The following is a 20,269-nucleotide window of genomic DNA, read 5'->3' on the forward strand; positions in this document are numbered from 1 at the left end:
TCAATTTACTTCATTTCGTTTAAATTCCATTTCAATTGTTGTTTGCAAAGCTTTTTCCAAATGGCGCTTTTGCTTATCGCTTTGATAATGTTCAGCCAGTTCACTGCCTTCGCAATAAACAGTAATGACAATACAATCATTTTTCCGCTTCACGTTCAAGTCACTTACAATGCTTCGTTTTGAACTGTTCAAGCTAAAGCAAAGTTTTAGCAGCGAACCGTATTCCCGCATTTTCTGAATTTCGTCTTTTGAAAACCAGCCATTAAATCCTTCCAAATATTGTTTCAATGTTGAATTGTTTGTGAAAGAAGCGGTTAAGGAAATATATGCTTTCTCCCAATGGGTAAATCCATCAAACAATGAGTTAATGAGCAAATAAAACGTATGACGGCTTTTCGAACTGGAAGAAATGTATTCACCAAGATAAAATAAAGCCGCCGACTGCTCAATGATAAAGCGATCTTTATCCGTCACTTCAATGATGCCTTCTTGTTCAAAGCCCCTCAGCATTTTTTCAGTCAGTTTCATCATTTGATAATGATGTTTCGTATCATGACCATAAACGGTTAAAAGCCGCTTTATACCATTTCTTTTCACATCAGCGGCAGTTTCCCCCGCACCGTTTTTTATTCGCTCAAGCACAATACCATCACGAAGTCCTCGTGAGCTGACGAGCAGCCCTTTTGCTTTTGTATGTATGGCCAGCTGATAAAACACTTCAATAGCAGGTAATATTAAATCAGCTCGCTCATTGGAAAGGCCATCCACTTTTTCGAATTCCGAATACGAAAGTGGTGAGAGCTCCGTGCGCAGCTGATCAAGTGCCTCTACTGTCAGTTCATAACCGTGAACACCCAGCGGTGGATAGTTTTCTTTTAACTGCTGGACGTTTGCCAAGTTTCGAGCGCTTCCTCCAATTGCTGCAATCACACCATCCGGTGCTTTTTCCAGCCAGGTAAACTTTTTCAATTCAGTTTGAATATACTCAGCCATTTTCTTTTGTTCTTTCGGCTTCATTCGATCTTCTGCAATAAATTGTTCTTTCAGCGAAACGACACCAAACGGGAAGCTGAATGAATGTTTTAATTTTCTGTTTTCAAATAACGTAATTTCTGTACTGCCACCGCCGATGTCAATCGTTAATCCATTATCAGCCGGCATTGTTTTTAAAACAGCCGATAATCCGTAGGACGCTTCTTCTTCTCCCGACAAAAGACGAATATGAAAGCCCGTTTCTTTTTTCACTTTTTCAATAATGACATCTCTGTTTGCTGCCTGCCGAACTGCTGCAGTCGCTGTACATTCAACTTTCGTTACATCGTAATAATCGAGCACTTCTCTGAAATTTTTTAATGCTTCCAGCAGCATCTGAACCCCTTCGTCACTCATTTCACTTTCTGCATCTAGAAAGCGGCGCAGCCTGAGTGGTGCTTTCACATTCCGAAATTCTTCTATTGCTGACCCCTGTTCTTTATATAAAACAAGACGGACTGTATTTGATCCGATGTCGATAATGGCTGTTTTGCTTTGCTTCATAGTCGTTCCCGCTTTCTTTTTTATTCATTTTGCCCTTTAAATATACCATGCAAACCACGATGAATGCTTCCAAATGGGGCATAAACAGTATATAATGAGAGAAAATGAGGATGAAAGGAGCCACTATCTTGAGCAAAAAATCCGAACCCTTCACCGAACCTTCATCTGACGAGAACCTCGCCAAAGCGATCTTTACGGTTAACCGTCATGCAAAGACGGCCACAAACCCAAAATATTTATACGCGCTAAAAAAATGCGCCCTCTTAAAAATGATCAAAGAAGGCAAAGCAGAGAAAAAAGGCCTTCACTTTTCCCGAAATCCAAAAAACAGCCGGCAGCAGTCCGATGTACTTGTTTCATGTGGTGACTACACCTTCCACATGCCGCCATGCAAAGAAGATTTCGATTCTCTTCCCCATCTCGGCCGATTAAGTGAGCAAATACGCAATCCGCGCTGTTCAATGGGGCTGTTAAAAGCAAAAAGCATTCTTGAATCGTATACAGGTATGAAAGAAGATCGTCCAAAGCATAAGCCGCCCGGACAAAAAAAATATACAAAGCCTGTTTTTAAGCCGCTTGGTCAATCATATTAAGAAGAAAAGGACGCAGCCGCCAAGCAAGCGTCCTTTCTTTATTTATAGGGCAAGCTCATCAATATATTGGACAAGACGGGCAATTTCCGGCTTACTTACTTGCGCATCTGCACCGACACCCGTTCCTTTATGGCGAAGGTCATCCGTAATTAAAGAAGAAAAAATGATGACTGGGAGTTGTTTCAGCACTGGGTGATCTTTTATCCGTCTCGTTAAATGATGGCCGTCCATTTTCGGCATTTCGATATCAGTAACAAGAATCTGCACTTTTTCAAATGTATTTTCTTGCTCAAGTGTCGATTCTAAAAAGTCATAAGCAAGCTGGCCATTTTCAAAAAATTCGACCCTGTCATACCCTGCTTCATGCAGTGTATCGTGAAGAAGCTTACGCAGCAGCGGTGAATCTTCCGCTATAACAATCTGCTTTTCGGAACGCTCGCGCTCGCCCAGAGCTTTTATTTGATCAATGTGAATACCTGAATGCGGATTGATATCGACAACAATTTTTTCAAAATCGATCAGCAAAATCATATTGCCATTAATTTTAATGACCCCGATAATTTGATTATTGCCGCCTTGATACATTTCAGATGGCTTTTCAATGTCATTCCAAGAAATGCGGTGAATGCGCGTAACATTTTGTACATGAAAAACAACTTTTTGCTGATTAAATTCGGTCACAATGTACTTGTCCGTTGATTGATTTTCAGAGGGCTGCATTCCAAGCACTTTCGCCATATCAATGACCGGCAGCACTTCACCGCGCAGCTGAATAATCCCTTCAATGTGGGCATGTGCGTGTGGGATATACGTGATCGGCATCGGCTGGATAATTTCTTTCACTTTCATGACATTAATGCCGTATTTGTTCCCTTGCACTTCAAATTCCACAACTTCAAGTTCATTCGTTCCAGATTCAAGTAAAATTCCATAATCATTTGTCATAAGTCATTAGTCCCCTTGCTTTTTTATTTTACTATATCATGAATAAAAAGATTGTCGATGCTTGAAAAGTTTATAAATATTTAATATTTAATTGAAAAATTTACATTATAATAACAACAGATTAGAGAAAGGTGGTTTACAAATGGAACATCGATTAAATACCCGTGTAAAAGAAATTGAAATCTCCGGTATCCGTAAATTTTTTAATTTGGTTGGCACGCAAAAAGATATGATTTCTTTAACCATTGGCCAGCCGGATTTTCATACACCGGAACATGTAAAAAAAGCAGGTATCCAAGCAATCAATCAAAATGAGACCGTTTATACACCAAATGCAGGACTGCCTGAATTAAAAAAAGCAGCTGCACACTTTTATAACAAAAAATATCATGCAGCTTATGAACCTGACCATGAAGTCATTGTGACAGTCGGCGCAAGTGAAGCAATCGATATTGCACTGCGAACGATATTGGAGCCTGGCGATGAAGTAATTTTGCCCGGTCCTGTCTATCCTGGCTATGAGCCGATTATTCACTTATGTGATGCGTTGCCGGTCATGGTTGATACGACCGCAAATGAGTTTCGCATGACTGCCGGCCTCATTGAACAGCATATCACTGAAAAAACGAAGCTTATTGTGCTTCCATATCCATCCAACCCAACTGGCGTCAGCTTAACTGAACAAGAATTAAAAGATATCGCGGCACTTGCGAAAAGGCGGGAATTATTTATTTTAGCCGACGAAATTTACAGTGAAATTGTATATGAACAGCCTCACGTATCAATCGCTTCCTTTTTAAAAGAGCAAACGATTGTCATAAACGGCTTATCGAAATCCCATGCGATGACCGGCTGGCGGATCGGTCTTCTTTTTGCGCCTAAAGCGATTGCGCAGCACATGCTCAAAGTCCATCAATATAATGTGTCATGTGCCACCTCCATCTCGCAAAAAGCAGCGATTGCGGCGCTGACGGATGGAATAGATGATGCGGTGCCGATGAGGGATGAATACAAAAAACGCCGGGATGTGACATTTGAAACATTAAAGAACCTTGGCTTGCAAACGGTAAAGCCGGATGGCGCGTTTTACTTTTTTGTGAAAGTACCAGACGCATATTCTGGTTCTTCCTTTGACTTTTGCCTGACGCTCGCGAAAGAATATAAAGTGGCGGTTGTACCGGGCAGTGCGTTTTCACAAGCGGGGGAAGGCTGGTTCCGCTTGTCCTATGCATGCAGTGTTGAAGAGATTAAAGAAGGATTATCACGCATTGAGCAATTTTTAAAGACCTTATAACCATAAAAAAAGCGGCTGCTCCCAAGCGTGGAGACAGCCGTTATTTTTTCATAAAAAAAACCCGGACAGCGTTCGTCCGGGCAAAAGTGAGAGAAATGGAGAATGAAAAAACTGGTTACGCTAGTATTATTCCCGCTTTTTCTTTTTTTACACCTTTTTTATTATTTTTTTTCAATGGAATTTACAAGTTCGACAACTTCTTCAGCTGTTGACATTTCAACTGCTTTTGCTGCCAATGATTCCATATCGGCTTTTGACAAGTTTTTCAGCTGCGCACGCGCTTTTAAAATTGACGTTGCGCTCATTGAGAACTCATCAAGACCTAAACCGAGCAACAGTGGAATCGCTGTTTCGTCCCCAGCCATTTCACCGCACATCCCTGCCCATTTGCCTTCTTTATGTGCCGCTTCAATCACCATTTTTACAAGGCGCAAAATAGAAGGATTGTATGGCTGGTACAAATAAGATACCCGCTCATTCATCCGGTCAGCTGCCATTGTATACTGAATTAAGTCGTTTGTTCCAATTGAGAAGAAATCCACTTCTTTCGCAAACAGATCCGCAATTACAGCCGTCGATGGAATTTCCACCATGATGCCAAGTTCGATTTTCTGCGCCACTGTTGTGCCTTCCGCTTCAAGTTTTGCACGTTCTTCTAAAAGAACTGCTTTTGCCTGACGGAATTCATTTATCGTTGCAATCATTGGGAACATAATTTTTAAATTGCCGTGTACACTTGCCCGAAGCAATGCGCGAAGCTGTGTACGGAAAATATCCTGTTCTTCAAGGCAAAGGCGGATCGCCCGGAAGCCAAGGAATGGATTCATTTCATGCGGCAAGTTCAAGTATGGAAGCTCTTTATCGCCGCCGATGTCCAATGTACGAACAACAACCGGTTTCCCTTCCATTCCTTCTAAAACCGCTTTGTATGACTCAAACTGCTCTTCTTCTGTCGGCAGATTATCGCGGCCCATGTACAAAAATTCTGTACGGTACAAGCCAACTCCTTCACCGCCATTGGATTTTACGCCTTCAAGATCGGCTGGTGTACCAATATTTGCTGCAAGCTCAACGTGATGGCCGTCCCCTGTCACAGTCTCTTCATTGACAAGCTTTGCCCATTCCGCTTTTTGCTTCGCGAAAGCATCAGCTCGTTTTTGATACTCCGCAGCAATTTCCTCTGTTGGGTTAATGTGTACTTCCCCTTGAAGGCCGTCGATGATAATGAAATCGCCATTTTGAATATCTGACGTTGCGTTTTTCGTACCCACAACGGCCGGAATTTCTAATGAACGAGCCATAATAGCAGAATGAGATGTCCGGCCGCCGATATCCGTCGTGAATCCTTTCACGAATTCACGGTTCAATTGTGCTGTCATAGATGGTGTTAAGTCTTCTGCAACAACTACGACTTCTTCGGCAATCAGTGCCGGTGCTGGAAGGTCGACTCCAAGAAGTGCTGCCAATACACGCTTTGTTACGTCTTTAATATCCGCTGCCCGCTCTTTCATATATTCATTGTCCATCGCTTCAAACATGCCGATAAACATATTGGCTGTTTCTTCAAGGGCAAACTCTGCATTAACAGAATCTGACTTAATTTTTTCTTCAATTGGACCTGTTAATTCAGGATCGTTTAAAACGAGCAAATGCGCCTCAAAAATAGCGGCTTTGTCATCACCTAAGTCTTTACGGGCTTTTTCTTTAATGACCTCAAGCTCTGCTTCTGATTTTTTCAGCGCTGCGCGAAAGCGGTCTGCCTCAGCTGCGGCATCTGTTACCTCGCGCTTTTCGACAGTTAAATCCGGTTCCATTAAGCGGTATGCTTTCGCAAAGGCAATTCCGTCAGATGCGCCAATTCCTTTTAATATCGCCGCCATCAGTTTGCAAGACCTTCGCTTTTCAACAATGTTTCAAGGGCTTCAAGCGCCGTTGTTTCGTCATTGCCTTCTGCTGAAATTGCAATGTCAGCACCCTTTCCAATACCAAGTGACATAACACCCATAATGGATTTCAAATTTACTTTTTTACCGTTGAATTCAAGATTCACATCACTTGAATATTTGCTCGCTGTTTGCACAAGAAGTGTAGCAGGACGTGCATGAATTCCTGTATCTGCTGTTACTGTAAAAGTTTTTCTCGACATTGATTTTGTCTCTCCTTCATACGTTTTATTCATAGAGAATAGCATTAAATTCATTTTCCCTCAACGATCAAGCTTTCTCGTATTGCTCTTCCTGTCCTTATCTTTTAATATAGACCAATATAGACAAAAACAAGGAGATTTCATCATGTATTATAAAAGACAGGAAGCTTTCCGTTATGTTTTCCCTGAATCCATTCCCGCCATTTGCGAGGTGTACCAGTATTCAGCTGGAGTAAAAGAAAAAACCCAGACGTTCGACGCTTATATTCTTGATATTAGCCCGAATGGGATAAAAGCCGCTTCAAAGACGGACATTGAGTTAAAAAACGATCTTATTCTCATCTTTTCTTTTCAGCTCGCGGGCACATTGATTCACTTTACCGGACAGATCATTCGCAAACGGAATGCCGGCAGTGTATTTGAATATGGTATCCAAAGCGATGGAAGCGATGCTTTGAAAGACCAGATTATTTCATCGTTGAAAATTTACACGAAAGAGCAGCTTAAAAAACAAAAAGGTTAAGGGAAATAAATCATTTTACGTGTCATACCACCGTCAATAACCAGGTTTTCTCCAGTCATAAAGGTGTTTTCCGGGTCTGCAAGGTACAAACAAGCTTTTGCCACGTCTTCCGGCTTGCCGACCCGTCCAGCTGGGTGCTGCGCGTGATCTTCTGGACGAAGCTGGGCATAGTCTCCTGTCTCAATCCATCCGGGACTAATGCTGTTCACCCGTATGCCTTTCTCGCTAAGTGTAACAGCAAGCGCATGCGTTAACGAATAAATGGCTCCTTTCGACGCTGCATACAGCTCCGTATTGGATTCTGACATACTTTGTCGTGTCGAGCACATATTGACGATGGCGCTGCCTTTTTTCATGTATTTGGCTGCTTCCCGAGAACAAAATAGGACACTTGCGGCGTTAGCGGTCATTATTTTGTCCCAGTCAGTTTTATTTATGTCCCAGATAGAGCCGAATGAAGAAACACCAGCGTTGTTAATAAGGACATCTATGCCTTCACGCTCTTGATCAACGCGTGCAAAAACACTTGCCATTTCATCCACATTTCCTGCATCTGCACAATAAAATGCCGCTTCAAAACCTGACTTCTTCCACTCTTGAACCGCTGCTCTGCCGTCTTCTTCCTTTGTATCCACAATCACGGTAAAAGCTCCTTTTGCAGCAAAAGCGTGCGCTGTTGCTTTTCCGATGCCGTTTGCACCGCCCGTTACAACGACTGTTTTGTCCTTGAACATGTTCCCACTCCTTTAGCTTCGAGGTGTTTTCATATATTCATATTCAGCATGGCCTCCGTGCTTGGCAATCCCCCGAAAGTGCTTAAAATCAGGCTGTTTAATAAGCTCTTGTCGAAATTGAAGAAAATCATTCTGTTGAATACGCACGAGAGCAGTTTTTCCATTGCGAAGGTTTTCAATACATTCTATAGCTTCTTCTGCAGTCAAGCAATCACCCCCTATTAAAATAGTCAAAAAATTGACACAATGCAGTTTAAAATCCTTTACTATTTTCAAAAAATAAGGCAAAATTTACTTTAATACCTCTTGCTAACGCTCTTATTATAAAAGAAAGCGAGTGAAAATGGTATCGTCAATGGTCGAAAAGGAGCGAAATAGATGACAAAAGCAGAAGTCGGCAACATTATCGAATTTAAAGACGGTCTGCGCGGGATCGTCGAAAAAGTAAATGAAAACTCCGTTATTGTTGATTTAACAATTATGGAGGATTTCGATGAGCGCGAATTAGAAGAAAAAACAGTAGTTAACCATAAAAATTATATCATCCTCCATGCATGAAAAAAAGAGCGGATTCTATCATCCGCTCTTTTGTTTATTTACAACGCTTTAATCTTAATTTCTCCTTTTTCCAGTACAGCTTTTAAATGTGCTGCCTCTGGATGATCCAAAATAAAGTCGGCAATTCCATCTTCTATTTGTTCTTGAATAACCCGGCGAAGCGGGCGCGCCCCGAATTGCGGGCTGTAGCCAAGCTCTGCCAGTTTTTCTTTGACCGCTTTTTCCACTTCAATTTTCATTCCTTGTTCAGCAAGCATTTCATTTAACTCCATGATCATTAACACTACAATTTCCGTCAAGTGTTCTTTACCGAGCGATGCGAATTCAATAATTGCATCAAACCGGTTTAAAAACTCTGGCTTAAAGAAATCCGCTAACGATTCAAGTACAGACACTTCAGACTGCTCCGCTTGTTTATCGAAACCGACCGTTACGTTCTTTTTGCCGATGCCAGCATTGCTCGTCATAATGATCACGCACTCCTTAAAGCTTACCGTGCGGCCCTGGCTGTCAGTTAAGCGCCCATCTTCCATAATTTGCAGGAACATGTGCTGAACATCCGGGTGCGCTTTTTCAATTTCGTCCAGCAGAATAATGCTATATGGGTTGCGCCGTACTTTTTCCGTCAGCTGGCCGGCTTCTTCAAATCCGACATAGCCCGGAGGCGATCCGATTAATTTTGACACACTATGTTTTTCCATAAATTCACTCATATCTAAACGAATGAACGCTTCTTTTGAACCGAATAACTCTTCCGCCAGTGTCTTTGTCAATTCTGTTTTCCCGACACCCGTAGGTCCAACAAAAAGGAAAGAACCGATTGGACGGCTTTTCGCTTTTAATCCGGCCCGGCTGCGGCGGATGGCTTTTGCAACTTTTTGAACAGCCACTCCCTGCCCGATTACTTTGCCAGCAAGATTTTTTTCAATATGTTTCATTTTTCGCTGTTCATCCTGCTGAAGTTTTCCAACCGGAATCCCGGTTTTGCTTTCGATTAACGATTGAATATCCTCGACTTTCACTTCGAGTAACGCAGATTCCGGATCACGTTGTTCGAGCTTTTGTTCCAGCATTGCTTCTTCATCACGAAACTTTGCGGCTTCCTCATATTGCTCTTTTTGAAGAGCTGCTTCTTTTCGTTTCGCAATCAATAACAGCTGCTCTTGAATAGAAGCCGCATCGGTTTGATCAATTGTTAAATTCAACTTTGAACCAGCTTCATCAAGCAAATCGATCGCTTTATCCGGCAAAAAACGGTCTTGAATGTAACGGTGTGATAAAAAGGCGCACGCCTGAATCGCTTCCTCTGAATACGTCACCTGATGAAAGTCTTCATAATGCTTTTGCAGGCCTTTTAAAATATGGATCGTTTCTTCCACGCTGGGCTCAGCTACTTGCACTGGCTGAAAACGGCGTTCGAGTGCCGCATCTTTTTCAATTTGACGATATTCTTTTAAAGTTGTTGCACCGATCAGCTGCATTTCGCCACGGGCAAGCGCTGGTTTTAAAATGTTGCCGGCGTCCATCGATCCTTCTGCTGACCCCGCACCAACCAATTGATGAATTTCATCAATAAACAGCAGCACATTTTTCCGCACCTTTACTTCTGCAATTACTTGCTTCATTCGTTCTTCGAATTGACCACGTACCCCTGTTCCCGCAACAAGGGATGCTACATCTAAGACATATACCTCTTTGCCGGCCAATTTCGCTGGTACGCGCCCTTCCGCAATATATAAAGCAAGTCCTTCTGCAATCGCTGTTTTCCCGACACCGGGTTCACCGATTAGGACCGGATTGTTTTTGTTTCGTCTATTTAAAATTTCAATGATACGCGCCACTTCTTTATCACGGCCAATGACCGGGTCAATTAAACCGGCCTTAGCCAGTCCCGATACGTTGCGTCCGAAATTGTCCAGGATTCCTTCGCCGCCGCGACCCGTTTTTGCCTGTGGATCAATCTGTTTCATTGGCTGCTGTGGCTGTTGAACATTTTTCATAAATTCATCAAATGGAAAACCGAATGATTGAAAATTCATCTTCATTCCCCCGATTGTTTGTTTTTCTTTTTGATAACAAGCATCACATAAATAGTATTGCGCAGACTGTCCATTGACACGGACACTCATTTGCACGCTTGCTTCATGTTGCTGGCATTTTTGACATTTCATCCACGTCATCCCCTTTATTTTTGGTTTCGATTTTGACTTTGACTTTGACTATCTTTGACTATAACTATAGTATACTTTGACCTTTTTTGACTTTCAACTATTTTGCTCAAAAAAAGAAGTGTCTTTAAAGACACTTCAGCCGAACGGAAAAAAGACGATAAACAGCAAATCAAAGATTAAATGGGAAATGATCAGCAGTGGAATGCTTTTTCGCCAAATATACAAGCTGCCCCAAAAGATACCTCCACAAAATGCTGCCAGCATCCACATCCATTCTCCAGAATAAGCGAAAACAGATGCGTAAAAAAGTGCAGCAATGACCATAGCTCCCCACTCGTTCATATAATGGCCAAGCCTTTTTTGGATAAACCCCCGAAAAAAGAGTTCCTCACCCGGGATGATAATAAGTACGAGGACAATATAATGCCAAATAAACACAGGACTAAACAGCGCATATATAGAAGATACATGCTCTTCAGCTGATAAAGGCATGACTTTTAATAAAGAATAACCGACTGCAAATAATCCATATAAAATAATACCTGATACGATTCCGTAGAGCATAAACCTGTTTGTATTTTGCTGATCATCAATTGGCTCGCTTATAATTGAAATACTAATAAAGAATAAAGCAGCTGCTGTATAAATGTACCAAAAAATATCTCGATCAAAAAATGCTACATACAAAAGGATATATGCAGCAATGACCCCGATAATAAAACGCCAGTCTTTCAATAATGCCATTGCGTAAAGCCCCTTTCATCAATCCGAGTCATTTTACCACAAATAACGCGGGTTGATCAAAACGGATTATGACAAATTTTTGATCGATAAGCCTAGTTTTTTCAAAATGGCTGTTGCCTGTTCCATTTCTTCTTCTGATAAAACGCTGAGCAGCTCATGAATATTTTGTTCGTGCTCCGGAAAAATGCGTTCGATTAGTTGTATTCCATTTTCTGTAATCGTCGCATGGGTAATACGGCGATCCTGCGAGCAGGCGATCCGCTTGAGCAGCTGCTTTTTTTCTAGTTTATCTACGACGTACGTTATACTTCCACTTGCCAGCAGGATTTTCCCGCCAATCTGCTGAAGCGGCTGCGGCCCTTTATGATACAAAAGTTCAAGCACCGCAAATTCTGTCGGGTTCAGCCCGGATGTTTGAATATATTCGTTCACTTGTTCATTAACGACTTTATATGCGCGTGATAGTACGATAAATAACTTTAATGACGCTTTGCTGTCTTTCATGGCTACTCCCCTGCCTGTCTATTTCATCTTATTCTTTATACGTTACACATTTTTGCTTTATATTAAAAGTATTAAACCGATTATTTCATATTTTTCAACTATTGTTTTTTGTCGATTTCTTTTCTCGGTCGTGTATAATAGCGTCATGTGTTTATCTTATTATACAGGTGATTTCATTGAAAAAACGTGATGACTACTTTGATAATGTACGATTTTTTCTTATTTTTTTAGTCGTATTCGGCCATTTGTTGCGCCCGTATGTATATGACAGTCCGCTCATTTACGCGTTTTATATGACGATCTATTCGTTTCATATGCCGGCATTTATTTTTATATCCGGTTTTTTTGCTAAAGGCATTATGCGTCCTGGTTATCTTAAAAAGGTTGCGGGAAAACTGCTTATTCCACTCGTCTTTTTTCAAATTGTCTATTCGATATTTTACTTTTGGCTCGAGCATGAAGAAGCGCTGTCTGTCAGCTTGCTTATTCCAGAATGGTCGCTTTGGTTTTTAATCAGCTTGTTTTTTTGGCACGTCCTGCTTCTTGCAACAGTAAAATGGGCAAAGCCACTGCCGGCTCTTGTTATTTCAATTGGGGCAGGATTGTTAATCGGACTGGTGACTGAATCCTCAACTGTGCTTAGTATCGGACGAACATTTGTATTTTTTCCGTTCTTTTTAGCCGGTTACTACATAAAAAAAGAATGGTTTCAGCCATTGTTTCGACTTTCTGTGCGAATTCCGCTAATGCTTTTCGCCGCCATGCTGTTTGTTTTTTTCTTTTTCAATATACACATTCAAATTGAATGGCTGTTTGGTTCCACATCGTATACGACACTTGAAGCAGAACCGTTAACCGGAATGATTTTCCGTATTCTGGTTTATATGATCAATCTGGTGATGATTGCATTTTTTCTATCGATTGTTACCAAAAAAACCTTTTTCTTTACATCGTGGGGACGCAACACATTATACGTTTATCTGCTGCATGGATTTTTCGTCCAATCATCGCGGCGCGTCGATACGCTTGAACTGCCACCGTCAATGCTCATTTTGTTCATGACAGCTGTCGTATTGACATTGGCTCTGTCTTCCCCATTAACCGCTGCTTTATTCCGGCCGTTTCTTGAACAAAAACGGCCTGGGTTTTTAACAAAAAAGGAGAAAAAAACGTGAATATTACTGTTTGCACATTAAATGCAAAATACATCCATACAAACCTTGCGATCCGTTATTTGAAATCGTATTGTGAAGATGCTTATAACATTCGGATTGCGGAGTATACGATTAAAGATCCGGCGATGAATATTGTGTCGGATTTATACAGCCAGAAACCAGATGTCATTGGCTTCAGCTGCTACATTTGGAACATTGAAGAAACGATCCGAATTGCCGGCATGATCAAAAAAGTGCTGCCGGACTGCACGATTGTATTTGGCGGACCGGAAGTGACATATGATGTCCCGTACTGGCTCGACCGGCTTAACGATATTGATTTTATTGTCATTGGCGAAGGAGAAAAAACCTTCCGGATGCTGCTGGATCAATTATCCGGCGCCCGGGATTTTTCGAATATAGCCGGGATTGCATATAAACAAGACGGAACACATCACATTCACCCGCAAACGAATAAACTCGATCTGCGGGAGCTGCCTTCTCCATTTCGATTTGAAGAAGACCGAGACTCCTTATCGAAGCGAATTACGTACATTGAGACGAGCCGAGGATGCCCGTTCCGCTGCCAATTTTGCCTGTCATCCATTGAAACAGGCGTCCGCTACTTTGACCGTGAAAAAGTAAAAGACGATATCCGTTTTTTAATGAACAATGGTGCAAAAACGATTAAATTCGTTGATCGTACGTTTAATATAAGCCGCAGCTACGCGATGGAAATGTTTCAATTTTTAATAGACGAACATATACCAGGCACAGTTTTCCAATTTGAAATTACCGGCGACATCATGCGGCCGGAAGTGATTCAGTTTTTAAATGAACACGCGCCAGCCGGCTTGTTTCGTTTTGAAATTGGTGTGCAGTCGACAAACGACGGCGTCAATGAACTTGTTCAGCGCAAACAAAACTGGGAGAAGCTTGTCCGCACGGTCACGATGGTGAAAGACGGCGGCAAAATTGATCAGCATCTTGATTTAATTGCCGGTCTCCCTGAAGAAAACTATGACTCATTCCGGCGTACATTTAATGATGTATTTGCGCTTCGCCCTGAAGAATTGCAGCTGGGATTTTTAAAGCTTCTCCGCGGCACTGGGCTTCGCCTGAGCGCCCCGCAGTACGGCTATGAATACATGGACCAGGCACCGTATGAAATGCTGTCGAACCGTGTGCTTCCGTTTGAAGATGTCATTCGCATTAAGCAAACGGAAGATGTACTTGAAAAGTATTGGAATGACCACCGGACCGATGAAACGATTGAGTACATTACCCGGCATCTCGCTTTGACGCCTTTTGACTTTTTTCAGGATTTCGGTGCGTTTTGGGAAGCGGAGGGCTGGGGGCGCATTGGCCACCAGCTTGAAGATTTATTTAAGCGTCTCTCTTCCTTTTTACAGGCAGCACATCCCGATGCAGCCGCCCAGGTCGAAAGTATCATGAAGTATGATTATTTGAGAAATCAGCGTTTTAAGCCGCGCAAGCCATGGTGGCGCTCAGAAGAAGCGGATGACCGGTCTGCGGTGTACAAACAGCTTGCTGATCACCCGCTCATTGTGGGAGAATCGTTCGCATCCCTTCAGCTTCGTGAAAAGGATCTGCATAAGCATACTATTTTGGAACCTGTGACGATGCGGAAACAGGAGGATGGATGGGTACAGGAGGATGGATGGCTGCTTGCTTATTTTAGTCCAACTGGCGCCGGATCATCACTGTATTTCTTCTCACGCAGTTTAACCAAAACCATTTAGTAAAAAAACAGTGAATCCATCCAGGATTTACTGTTTTTTTACTATCACTCAGGCTCATATACTCGTTCCTTTGAATAAAATGAAAAAGCGGGATCTTTTTTGCCCATTATGTGCCGCGCGACGAGTTTTGACAAAAACAAACTGTAGACGATGCCATTTCCACCGTACCCAAGCAAAAAATAACTGTTCGGAACGCGATCATATTGACCTATCATCGGCTGCCCATCGTGTGTGTGAGCAAAAAATCCGCTCCAATTGTATTCTGCTTTTACAGTACCTCGCAGCTGTGGAAACCAGCTTTCGACTTCTTTTATCAATTTGTCCCTCTTGGCAATCATTTTCTGATCCCGCTCGTCCGGGTCCTTGGTCCGCTCATCCAATCCGCCTATAATAATTCGATTATCGGCCGTGGTTCGCGCATAAAAGTAGGGACGGGCAGACTCCCAGAGCATGACACGGTCTTTCCAAAAAGATAAGTCCTGAATCGGATTCGTTACGATAGCATAACTGCTTTCAATAACGGCATTTTTCTCTTTAACCGTTTCCTGCGTTTCATAGCCCTGGGCAAAAATAGCTTTTTTCGCTTTAATAAGATAACCGCCTGATGTCCGAAACAACACACCGTTCTCGTCTGCTTTTTTCAAAAAGACTTCCGTTTGTTCAAAAATACGGACGCCTGCGTCAGACGCCGCTTTAACCAGCCCGTGTGTTAGTTTATACGGGTTTACTTCTGCGTCCCCTTTTGTGATGATCGCTGCCCGCCGGCTGAACGGGACCCACTTTTTCATTTCATCTTTTTCGACATATTCCACATCGAATCCTGCCTCTTTTAACGCCTTATATTCTTCTTGAACCGTTTCAATTTCGTCTTCATTACTGGCAAAAAATAAGCTTTCACGCAGGATCAGTTCAGGGTCAATAGAAAGAGACGGAACGATTTCCTCATGCAGACGGCTGATTGCGTTGAAGCAGCGCCAATAGTGATCAACAGCGGCTTTTTGGCCAAACGATCGAATCGCATCATGCAGAAGCTGATCGTTGGAAAATTGCAGTAACCCTGTGTTCGCACTGGAACTCCCGGCAGCAACTGTTCGTTTATCAATAAGGATGATATCAAGACCGGAATCTTTTAATTCATAAGCTGTACAGGCGCCTGATACACCTGCACCAATAATCACAACATCACATTCCATATTTTCTTCTACAATCGGGTACGAAGGTTTTTCTTTCAATGTATCCGGCCAGTACAAATTTCCTGATTTCAAATCCATGACGGTATCCTCTTTTCACTCGTTCATACCTTTCTATACGCCTAAACTTTCTTTTTTAAACCAAAAAAACGCCTCGAACTGTGACGTTCGAAGCGTTTCTTTTTATGCGCCTAGATCTTCAATATCTTTTTCCGGGCCTTTTGCTCGGGCGACGAGATATGCGCCCACCGCAATGCCAACGAGGACTATCCAGAATGTGAGCTTCCACAGTTTTGATTCAGGGAAATGCTGATCGAGAATGGCAAGTGACGGATGGGATAATGTAAAGACAGCCAATTTCACACCTACCCAGCCGACAATTAAAAAGGCAGCTGTTTCAAGCGTCGGATACTTTTGCAGCAAACGAACGAACCATGTTGCCGCAAAACGCATAATGATGACACCAGTAAAACCACCGAGGAACATAACAAGGAACTGGCCGGAGTCAATTCCGCCGATTTGTCCCCAGCCGGTTTCTGGAAGAGTCACTGCAAGCGCCACAGCTGCAAGCATCGAGTCAATCGCAAAGGCAATGTCCGCTATTTCAATTTTCAGCACCGTCATCCAGAAAGAAGAACCCTTCAATTCTTTCTCTACACCATGCCCCTCCAGATCCTCATCTCGTTCTTTCCACTTTTTATACAGATGGCTGAAACAGATGAAAAACAAGTAAAGTGCTCCGATTGCCTGCACCTGCCAAACCTGCACAAGAAACGAAATAAGAAACAGTGCAGCAATTCGGAAGACAAACGCCCCTACTAGTCCGTAAAACAACGCTTTTTTCTGTTCTTCTTTCGGTAAATGTTTTACCATGACAGCCATTACGACTGCGTTATCTGCCGCTAAAATCCCTTCAAGAATGATGAGAACGCCGAGTACCCAGGCATACTCAAGTAATAATGCTGTATCCATTGATTATTCCCCTTTCCACTTCTTCTATTTATTTTTCACAAACCGACATAAATAAAGAAACAAAAAAAAGCGAGACCTTTGCCTATCGTTCAGGCAAAGGTCTCGCTGAGCATGTCTCGTCTTCATGCCAACAGCGCCGATGGATGCAATATCCATGAATTGACGACACTGTTTTAGGTTTACACCTAACGCTACTCCCCTTCAACTATTCGTCAAAAGAAAATTCATTTTTTTCTACAATGTTTATTATAATCGATTATCGTCGTCCTGTAAACCTTTTTGTCTTCGCGTCTGCCGATCAAATAAGCTAAAGATAACCGGAATGACAAACAGCGTCAAAAAGGTGCTGGAAATTAAGCCGCCAATGACGACGACACTCATCGGCTGGTTGATTTCCGTTCCATCGCCAATGCCGGATGCAAGTGGAATCAGGCCGAGAATAGCCGTCAGCGCTGTCATTAAAATCGGGCGGACCCGGTCCTTGACTGCCTGGACAATCGCTTCCGTTCCCGAATACCCTTCCTGCTTCCGCTGCAAAATGTAGTCTACGAGCAAAATCGCATTGGTCACCACGATACCGACCAGAATCAAAACCCCGATAACCGCCGGCACACTGATCGGAAGATTCGTCAAAATAAGGGACAGAGCCACACCGATAACCGCCAGCGGGACAGTAAACATAATAACGAACGGATATTTAAACGATTCGTACTGCGCAGCCATGACTATATAAACGAGAATGATCGCCAAAATCATTGCCATCACTATGTCATCTTTTGAATTATCGAGCAGCTCCTGGTCGCCGCTGTACGAGACAATCGTACTCTCCGACAAGTTCAATTCGTCGATTTTTTCATCGACAGCCGAGGACATGCCGCCCAGGTTTTCAGACGCCGCATACATGACGGTAAACTGGACCGCATCCTGGCTTTTAATACGGCGGATCGTTACCGGTCCATCTTGCACATTGATGTCTGCAATCGTCTCCAGAGAAACAAAATTTCCCGATGGTGTTTTTACAAGCATTTGTTTTAGGGCATCCAGGTTTTCGGTTACTTCTTCATCATACCGTACGTACACGGTTTTCACTTCGGATGATTCTTCTTGGATTACCTGTGTAGCAAACACCCCTCGGGTTGCATTGTTCACAATTTGGGCCACTTGTGCCGGCACAAACCCGGCAGCGAGCGCTTTTTCGCGATTGACCGTCATTTGAATTTCCTGTACCGTTTCATCACGGTCTGTGCGGACATCTGTCACACCTTGGATGTGTTCAATTTCATCTTGAATCGGCCCAATCGCTTCATTCAATCGGTTTGGATCCACATCCCGTACATTAAACGTCAGTGTCTGTGGAGCAGTTCCGGATGCCGACTGCAGATTGAATCTTACTTCCGCTGTTTCATTTACACGCTTCGCGGCTTGTTCTGCCTCCGGTTTGACTTCATCGACAAAATCAAAAATAGATTGGCCGCGGTTTTCCGTCATCTTCACATACATTTCCGCTTCGTTTGACGTATTTGTTCCACCGAATGAGTTTTCCTGTGTGGACCCGATCAAGCTGACATATACTTGAATGTTTTCTTTTTCCATCATGACTTCTTCAACCGCCTGAACCACTTTGTCGGTTTCCTCAAACGATGTGCCGTTTTCCGTCTCAACCTGGACGGTTACAAAGCCTTCATCGGTTGGCGGCAAAAATTGCGTGCCAACTTTTGTCAAGCTGAATACACCGCCGACAAACAGCACAAAAGCAATGGCTAAAACAGCACCCCGGTGTGTGAGCGACCACCTAACCCCTTTTTCCAGCAAAACGAGCGGCCGTGACTGCTGGCGTTTTAATTCGACATCGGACGGCAGCGCTGTTAAAAAGCGGCTGGCCATCATCGGAATCACGGTCACCGCCACGACGAGCGAGGCCAGTAAACTGAACGAAATGGTCCATGCGAATTCTTTTAAAATCTGTCCGAGAATCCCCGAGATAAAGATAATCGGCAAAAAAACGGCGACGGTTGTTAAAGTGGATGCGGTAATGGCGATGCTCACTTCCTTTGTTCCATCATAAGCAGCCGTTTTCGGATCTTTTCCCATAGAGAGGTGACGGTAAATGTTTTCAATGACGACGATGGCGTTATCAACAAGCATGCCGATGCCGAGCGCAAGCGCACCGAGTGTCATAATATTTAAATTAAACCCAGCCACAAACATAAGTACAAACGTTACGATAACCGAATATGGAATGGCCACCCCAATAATAAGCGGGCTTCGAATATTGCGTAAAAAGAAAAACAAGGCCGCCATGGCAAGCACGCCGCCAACCACAAGGGAATTGGCAATATTGCCGATAGCCAGCTGGATATAGTCTCCCTGGTCCGACAAAATATCCGCTTGGATGCCTTTATACTCGTCCCTCTCCAGCAGTTCGTCCAACTTTTCCTGAAAGCCTTCCGAAACGTCTGCCGTGTTGGCATTTGATTCCTGAAGAACGTTTAACAAAACGGCCGGCTTTTCATTGGCGCGTGTGATAGTAATATCGTTCAGCGGTTTTTTCTCCACCGTTGCTACGTCCGCGACCGTCACGTTTTCTCCCGTTAGCGGGTTTACCGATATGGTCAGATCCTGAATGTCTGACAAAGACGTCAGCTGGCTGATAACTCGGGTTGTTAATGTTTTTTCGCCCGCTTGGACTGTGCTGCCCGGAAGTGATACGTTGTTCGCTTGAATAAGCTGTACCACATCAGACTGGCCAATACCGTACTGCTCCAGTTTTGCTTCATCAAGCTCTACGACGATTTCGTCCGCAGTAATGCCTGTCACCGACACATTCGCTACGCCCTCAACGGCTGACAAGTCCGTTTGAAGCGTTTCGGTTAAGCTTTCCAGATCCGCGCTTTCGTCGGCCTGAAGAGACAGCTGAATGATCGGAAACTGCGATGGATCAAATTTTAAAAACTGTGGTTCCCCGGCTCCTTCCGGCATCGGCGTTTGACCGATTCGCTGCAGCACATCATTTTGAACATCGTCAATATTGGTGCTCCAGGAAAATTCAAGCAAAATAAAATTTGATCCTTCCTGCGACGTCGACGATATATTTTCAATGCCCGGAAGTGTCGACAAGCTTGTTTCGAGCGGCCTGGTCACTTTTTCCGACACTTCCGCCGGCCCTGCACCTTCATACGTTGTAACAACAACCGCAATTGGCGGATTCAAATCCGGAATTAATTTCAGCGGAATGCGCATGAGCGAAACGACGCCAAGGATAATAACTAAAAACATGATAACCGTTGTAAAAACGGGCCGGTCAATGGAAAACTTGCTTAACTTCAACCTTGTTCCTCCTCTTTATCCCGAATCTTTATTCTTTTACTATACCGAATGAGGGGCCGACTGACCAAATTGAACACTTTTTTCCACAAAAAAGAAGCCTCCTGAAGAGACTCCT

The 20,269-nt window shown here is 43.2% G+C and carries 18 protein-coding genes; 6 read left to right on the top strand and 12 right to left on the bottom strand.

Features of this window, described 5'->3' with window-relative positions; translation table 11 throughout:
- The gene (locus VQ00_RS08480; RefSeq protein WP_046179718.1) at positions 1–1,536 is read right to left on the bottom strand and encodes a Ppx/GppA family phosphatase; all 1,536 of its coding nucleotides are present in this window, start codon (positions 1,534–1,536) and stop codon (positions 1–3) included.
- 110 nt (positions 1,537–1,646) lie between these two features.
- Between VQ00_RS08480 and VQ00_RS08485 the strand changes: the two genes are divergently transcribed.
- The gene (locus VQ00_RS08485; protein ID WP_046179719.1) at positions 1,647–2,129 is read left to right on the top strand and encodes a YkyB family protein; all 483 of its coding nucleotides are present in this window, start codon (positions 1,647–1,649) and stop codon (positions 2,127–2,129) included.
- 42 nt (positions 2,130–2,171) lie between these two features.
- On the opposite strand, the gene VQ00_RS08490 is transcribed toward VQ00_RS08485, so the two are convergent.
- On the bottom strand, positions 2,172–3,074 hold the full coding sequence (locus VQ00_RS08490; protein ID WP_046179720.1) for a chemotaxis protein: 903 nt from the start codon (positions 3,072–3,074) through the stop codon (positions 2,172–2,174).
- A gap of 142 nt (positions 3,075–3,216) precedes the next feature.
- Here VQ00_RS08490 and VQ00_RS08495 point away from each other — a divergent pair, with 142 nt between their 5' ends.
- Complete coding sequence (locus VQ00_RS08495; RefSeq protein WP_046179721.1) at positions 3,217–4,368, top strand: aminotransferase A; 1,152 nt, start codon at positions 3,217–3,219, stop codon at positions 4,366–4,368.
- A 161-nt stretch (positions 4,369–4,529) separates the two neighbouring features.
- On the opposite strand, the gene ptsP is transcribed toward VQ00_RS08495, so the two are convergent.
- Together ptsP and VQ00_RS08505 are read right to left on the bottom strand one after the other, a co-directional pair.
- Positions 4,530–6,248: a phosphoenolpyruvate--protein phosphotransferase gene (ptsP, locus tag VQ00_RS08500; RefSeq protein WP_046179722.1), complete on the bottom strand. Its 1,719-nt coding sequence runs from the start codon at positions 6,246–6,248 to the stop codon at positions 4,530–4,532.
- Complete coding sequence (locus tag VQ00_RS08505; RefSeq protein ID WP_046179723.1) at positions 6,248–6,514, bottom strand: phosphocarrier protein HPr; 267 nt, start codon at positions 6,512–6,514, stop codon at positions 6,248–6,250. The genes ptsP and VQ00_RS08505 overlap by 1 nt, the downstream gene beginning before the upstream one ends.
- Positions 6,515–6,659: 145 nt before the next feature.
- Between VQ00_RS08505 and VQ00_RS08510 the strand changes: the two genes are divergently transcribed.
- Positions 6,660–7,037, top strand: coding sequence for a PilZ domain-containing protein (locus VQ00_RS08510; protein ID WP_046179724.1), 378 nt, complete (start codon positions 6,660–6,662; stop codon positions 7,035–7,037).
- Here the strand turns inward: VQ00_RS08510 and VQ00_RS08515 are convergent.
- Complete coding sequence (locus VQ00_RS08515) at positions 7,034–7,771, bottom strand: SDR family oxidoreductase (RefSeq protein ID WP_046179725.1); 738 nt, start codon at positions 7,769–7,771, stop codon at positions 7,034–7,036. The two genes, VQ00_RS08510 and VQ00_RS08515, sit on opposite strands and share 4 nt — an antisense overlap.
- A gap of 12 nt (positions 7,772–7,783) precedes the next feature.
- Positions 7,784–7,978 (bottom strand): hypothetical protein, encoded by a 195-nt coding sequence (locus VQ00_RS08520; protein WP_046179726.1) that lies wholly within the window; start codon positions 7,976–7,978, stop codon positions 7,784–7,786.
- A gap of 171 nt (positions 7,979–8,149) precedes the next feature.
- Between VQ00_RS08520 and VQ00_RS08525 the strand changes: the two genes are divergently transcribed.
- Positions 8,150–8,329 carry a YkvS family protein gene (locus VQ00_RS08525; protein ID WP_046179727.1) on the top strand — a complete coding sequence of 60 codons (180 nt, stop codon included), beginning with the start codon at positions 8,150–8,152 and terminating at the stop codon, positions 8,327–8,329.
- Between the two features lie 38 nt (positions 8,330–8,367).
- Here the strand turns inward: VQ00_RS08525 and VQ00_RS08530 are convergent, their stop codons facing one another.
- From VQ00_RS08530 to VQ00_RS08540, 3 genes are all read right to left on the bottom strand, one after another.
- The gene (locus VQ00_RS08530; RefSeq protein WP_046179728.1) at positions 8,368–10,500 is read right to left on the bottom strand and encodes an ATP-dependent Clp protease ATP-binding subunit; all 2,133 of its coding nucleotides are present in this window, start codon (positions 10,498–10,500) and stop codon (positions 8,368–8,370) included.
- A gap of 135 nt (positions 10,501–10,635) precedes the next feature.
- Complete coding sequence (locus tag VQ00_RS08535; protein WP_046179729.1) at positions 10,636–11,244, bottom strand: CPBP family intramembrane glutamic endopeptidase; 609 nt, start codon at positions 11,242–11,244, stop codon at positions 10,636–10,638.
- Positions 11,245–11,310: 66 nt separating this feature from the next.
- Positions 11,311–11,748, bottom strand: coding sequence for a MarR family winged helix-turn-helix transcriptional regulator (locus tag VQ00_RS08540; RefSeq protein WP_046179730.1), 438 nt, complete (start codon positions 11,746–11,748; stop codon positions 11,311–11,313).
- A gap of 176 nt (positions 11,749–11,924) precedes the next feature.
- On the opposite strand from VQ00_RS08540, the gene VQ00_RS08545 reads away from it, so the two are divergent.
- Together VQ00_RS08545 and VQ00_RS08550 are read left to right on the top strand one after the other, a co-directional pair.
- On the top strand, positions 11,925–12,923 hold the full coding sequence (locus tag VQ00_RS08545) for an acyltransferase family protein (RefSeq protein WP_046179731.1): 999 nt from the start codon (positions 11,925–11,927) through the stop codon (positions 12,921–12,923).
- Complete coding sequence (locus VQ00_RS08550; RefSeq protein WP_046179732.1) at positions 12,920–14,665, top strand: B12-binding domain-containing radical SAM protein; 1,746 nt, start codon at positions 12,920–12,922, stop codon at positions 14,663–14,665. The genes VQ00_RS08545 and VQ00_RS08550 overlap by 4 nt, the downstream gene beginning before the upstream one ends.
- Positions 14,666–14,709: 44 nt before the next feature.
- Here the strand turns inward: VQ00_RS08550 and VQ00_RS08555 are convergent, their stop codons facing one another.
- The 3 genes from VQ00_RS08555 to VQ00_RS08565 form a co-directional block, all read right to left on the bottom strand.
- Positions 14,710–15,936 (bottom strand): NAD(P)/FAD-dependent oxidoreductase, encoded by a 1,227-nt coding sequence (locus VQ00_RS08555; protein WP_046179733.1) that lies wholly within the window; start codon positions 15,934–15,936, stop codon positions 14,710–14,712.
- A gap of 102 nt (positions 15,937–16,038) precedes the next feature.
- Positions 16,039–16,827 (bottom strand): TerC family protein, encoded by a 789-nt coding sequence (locus VQ00_RS08560; protein ID WP_046179734.1) that lies wholly within the window; start codon positions 16,825–16,827, stop codon positions 16,039–16,041.
- A 246-nt stretch (positions 16,828–17,073) separates the two neighbouring features.
- Positions 17,074–20,154 carry an efflux RND transporter permease subunit gene (locus VQ00_RS08565; RefSeq protein WP_046179735.1) on the bottom strand — a complete coding sequence of 1,027 codons (3,081 nt, stop codon included), beginning with the start codon at positions 20,152–20,154 and terminating at the stop codon, positions 17,074–17,076.
- Between the last annotated feature and the right edge of the window lie 115 nt (positions 20,155–20,269).

It is taken from the genome of Domibacillus tundrae (assembly GCF_000970675.1).
In the GTDB taxonomy this organism is placed as follows: Bacteria; Bacillota; Bacilli; order Bacillales; family Domibacillaceae; genus Domibacillus; species Domibacillus tundrae.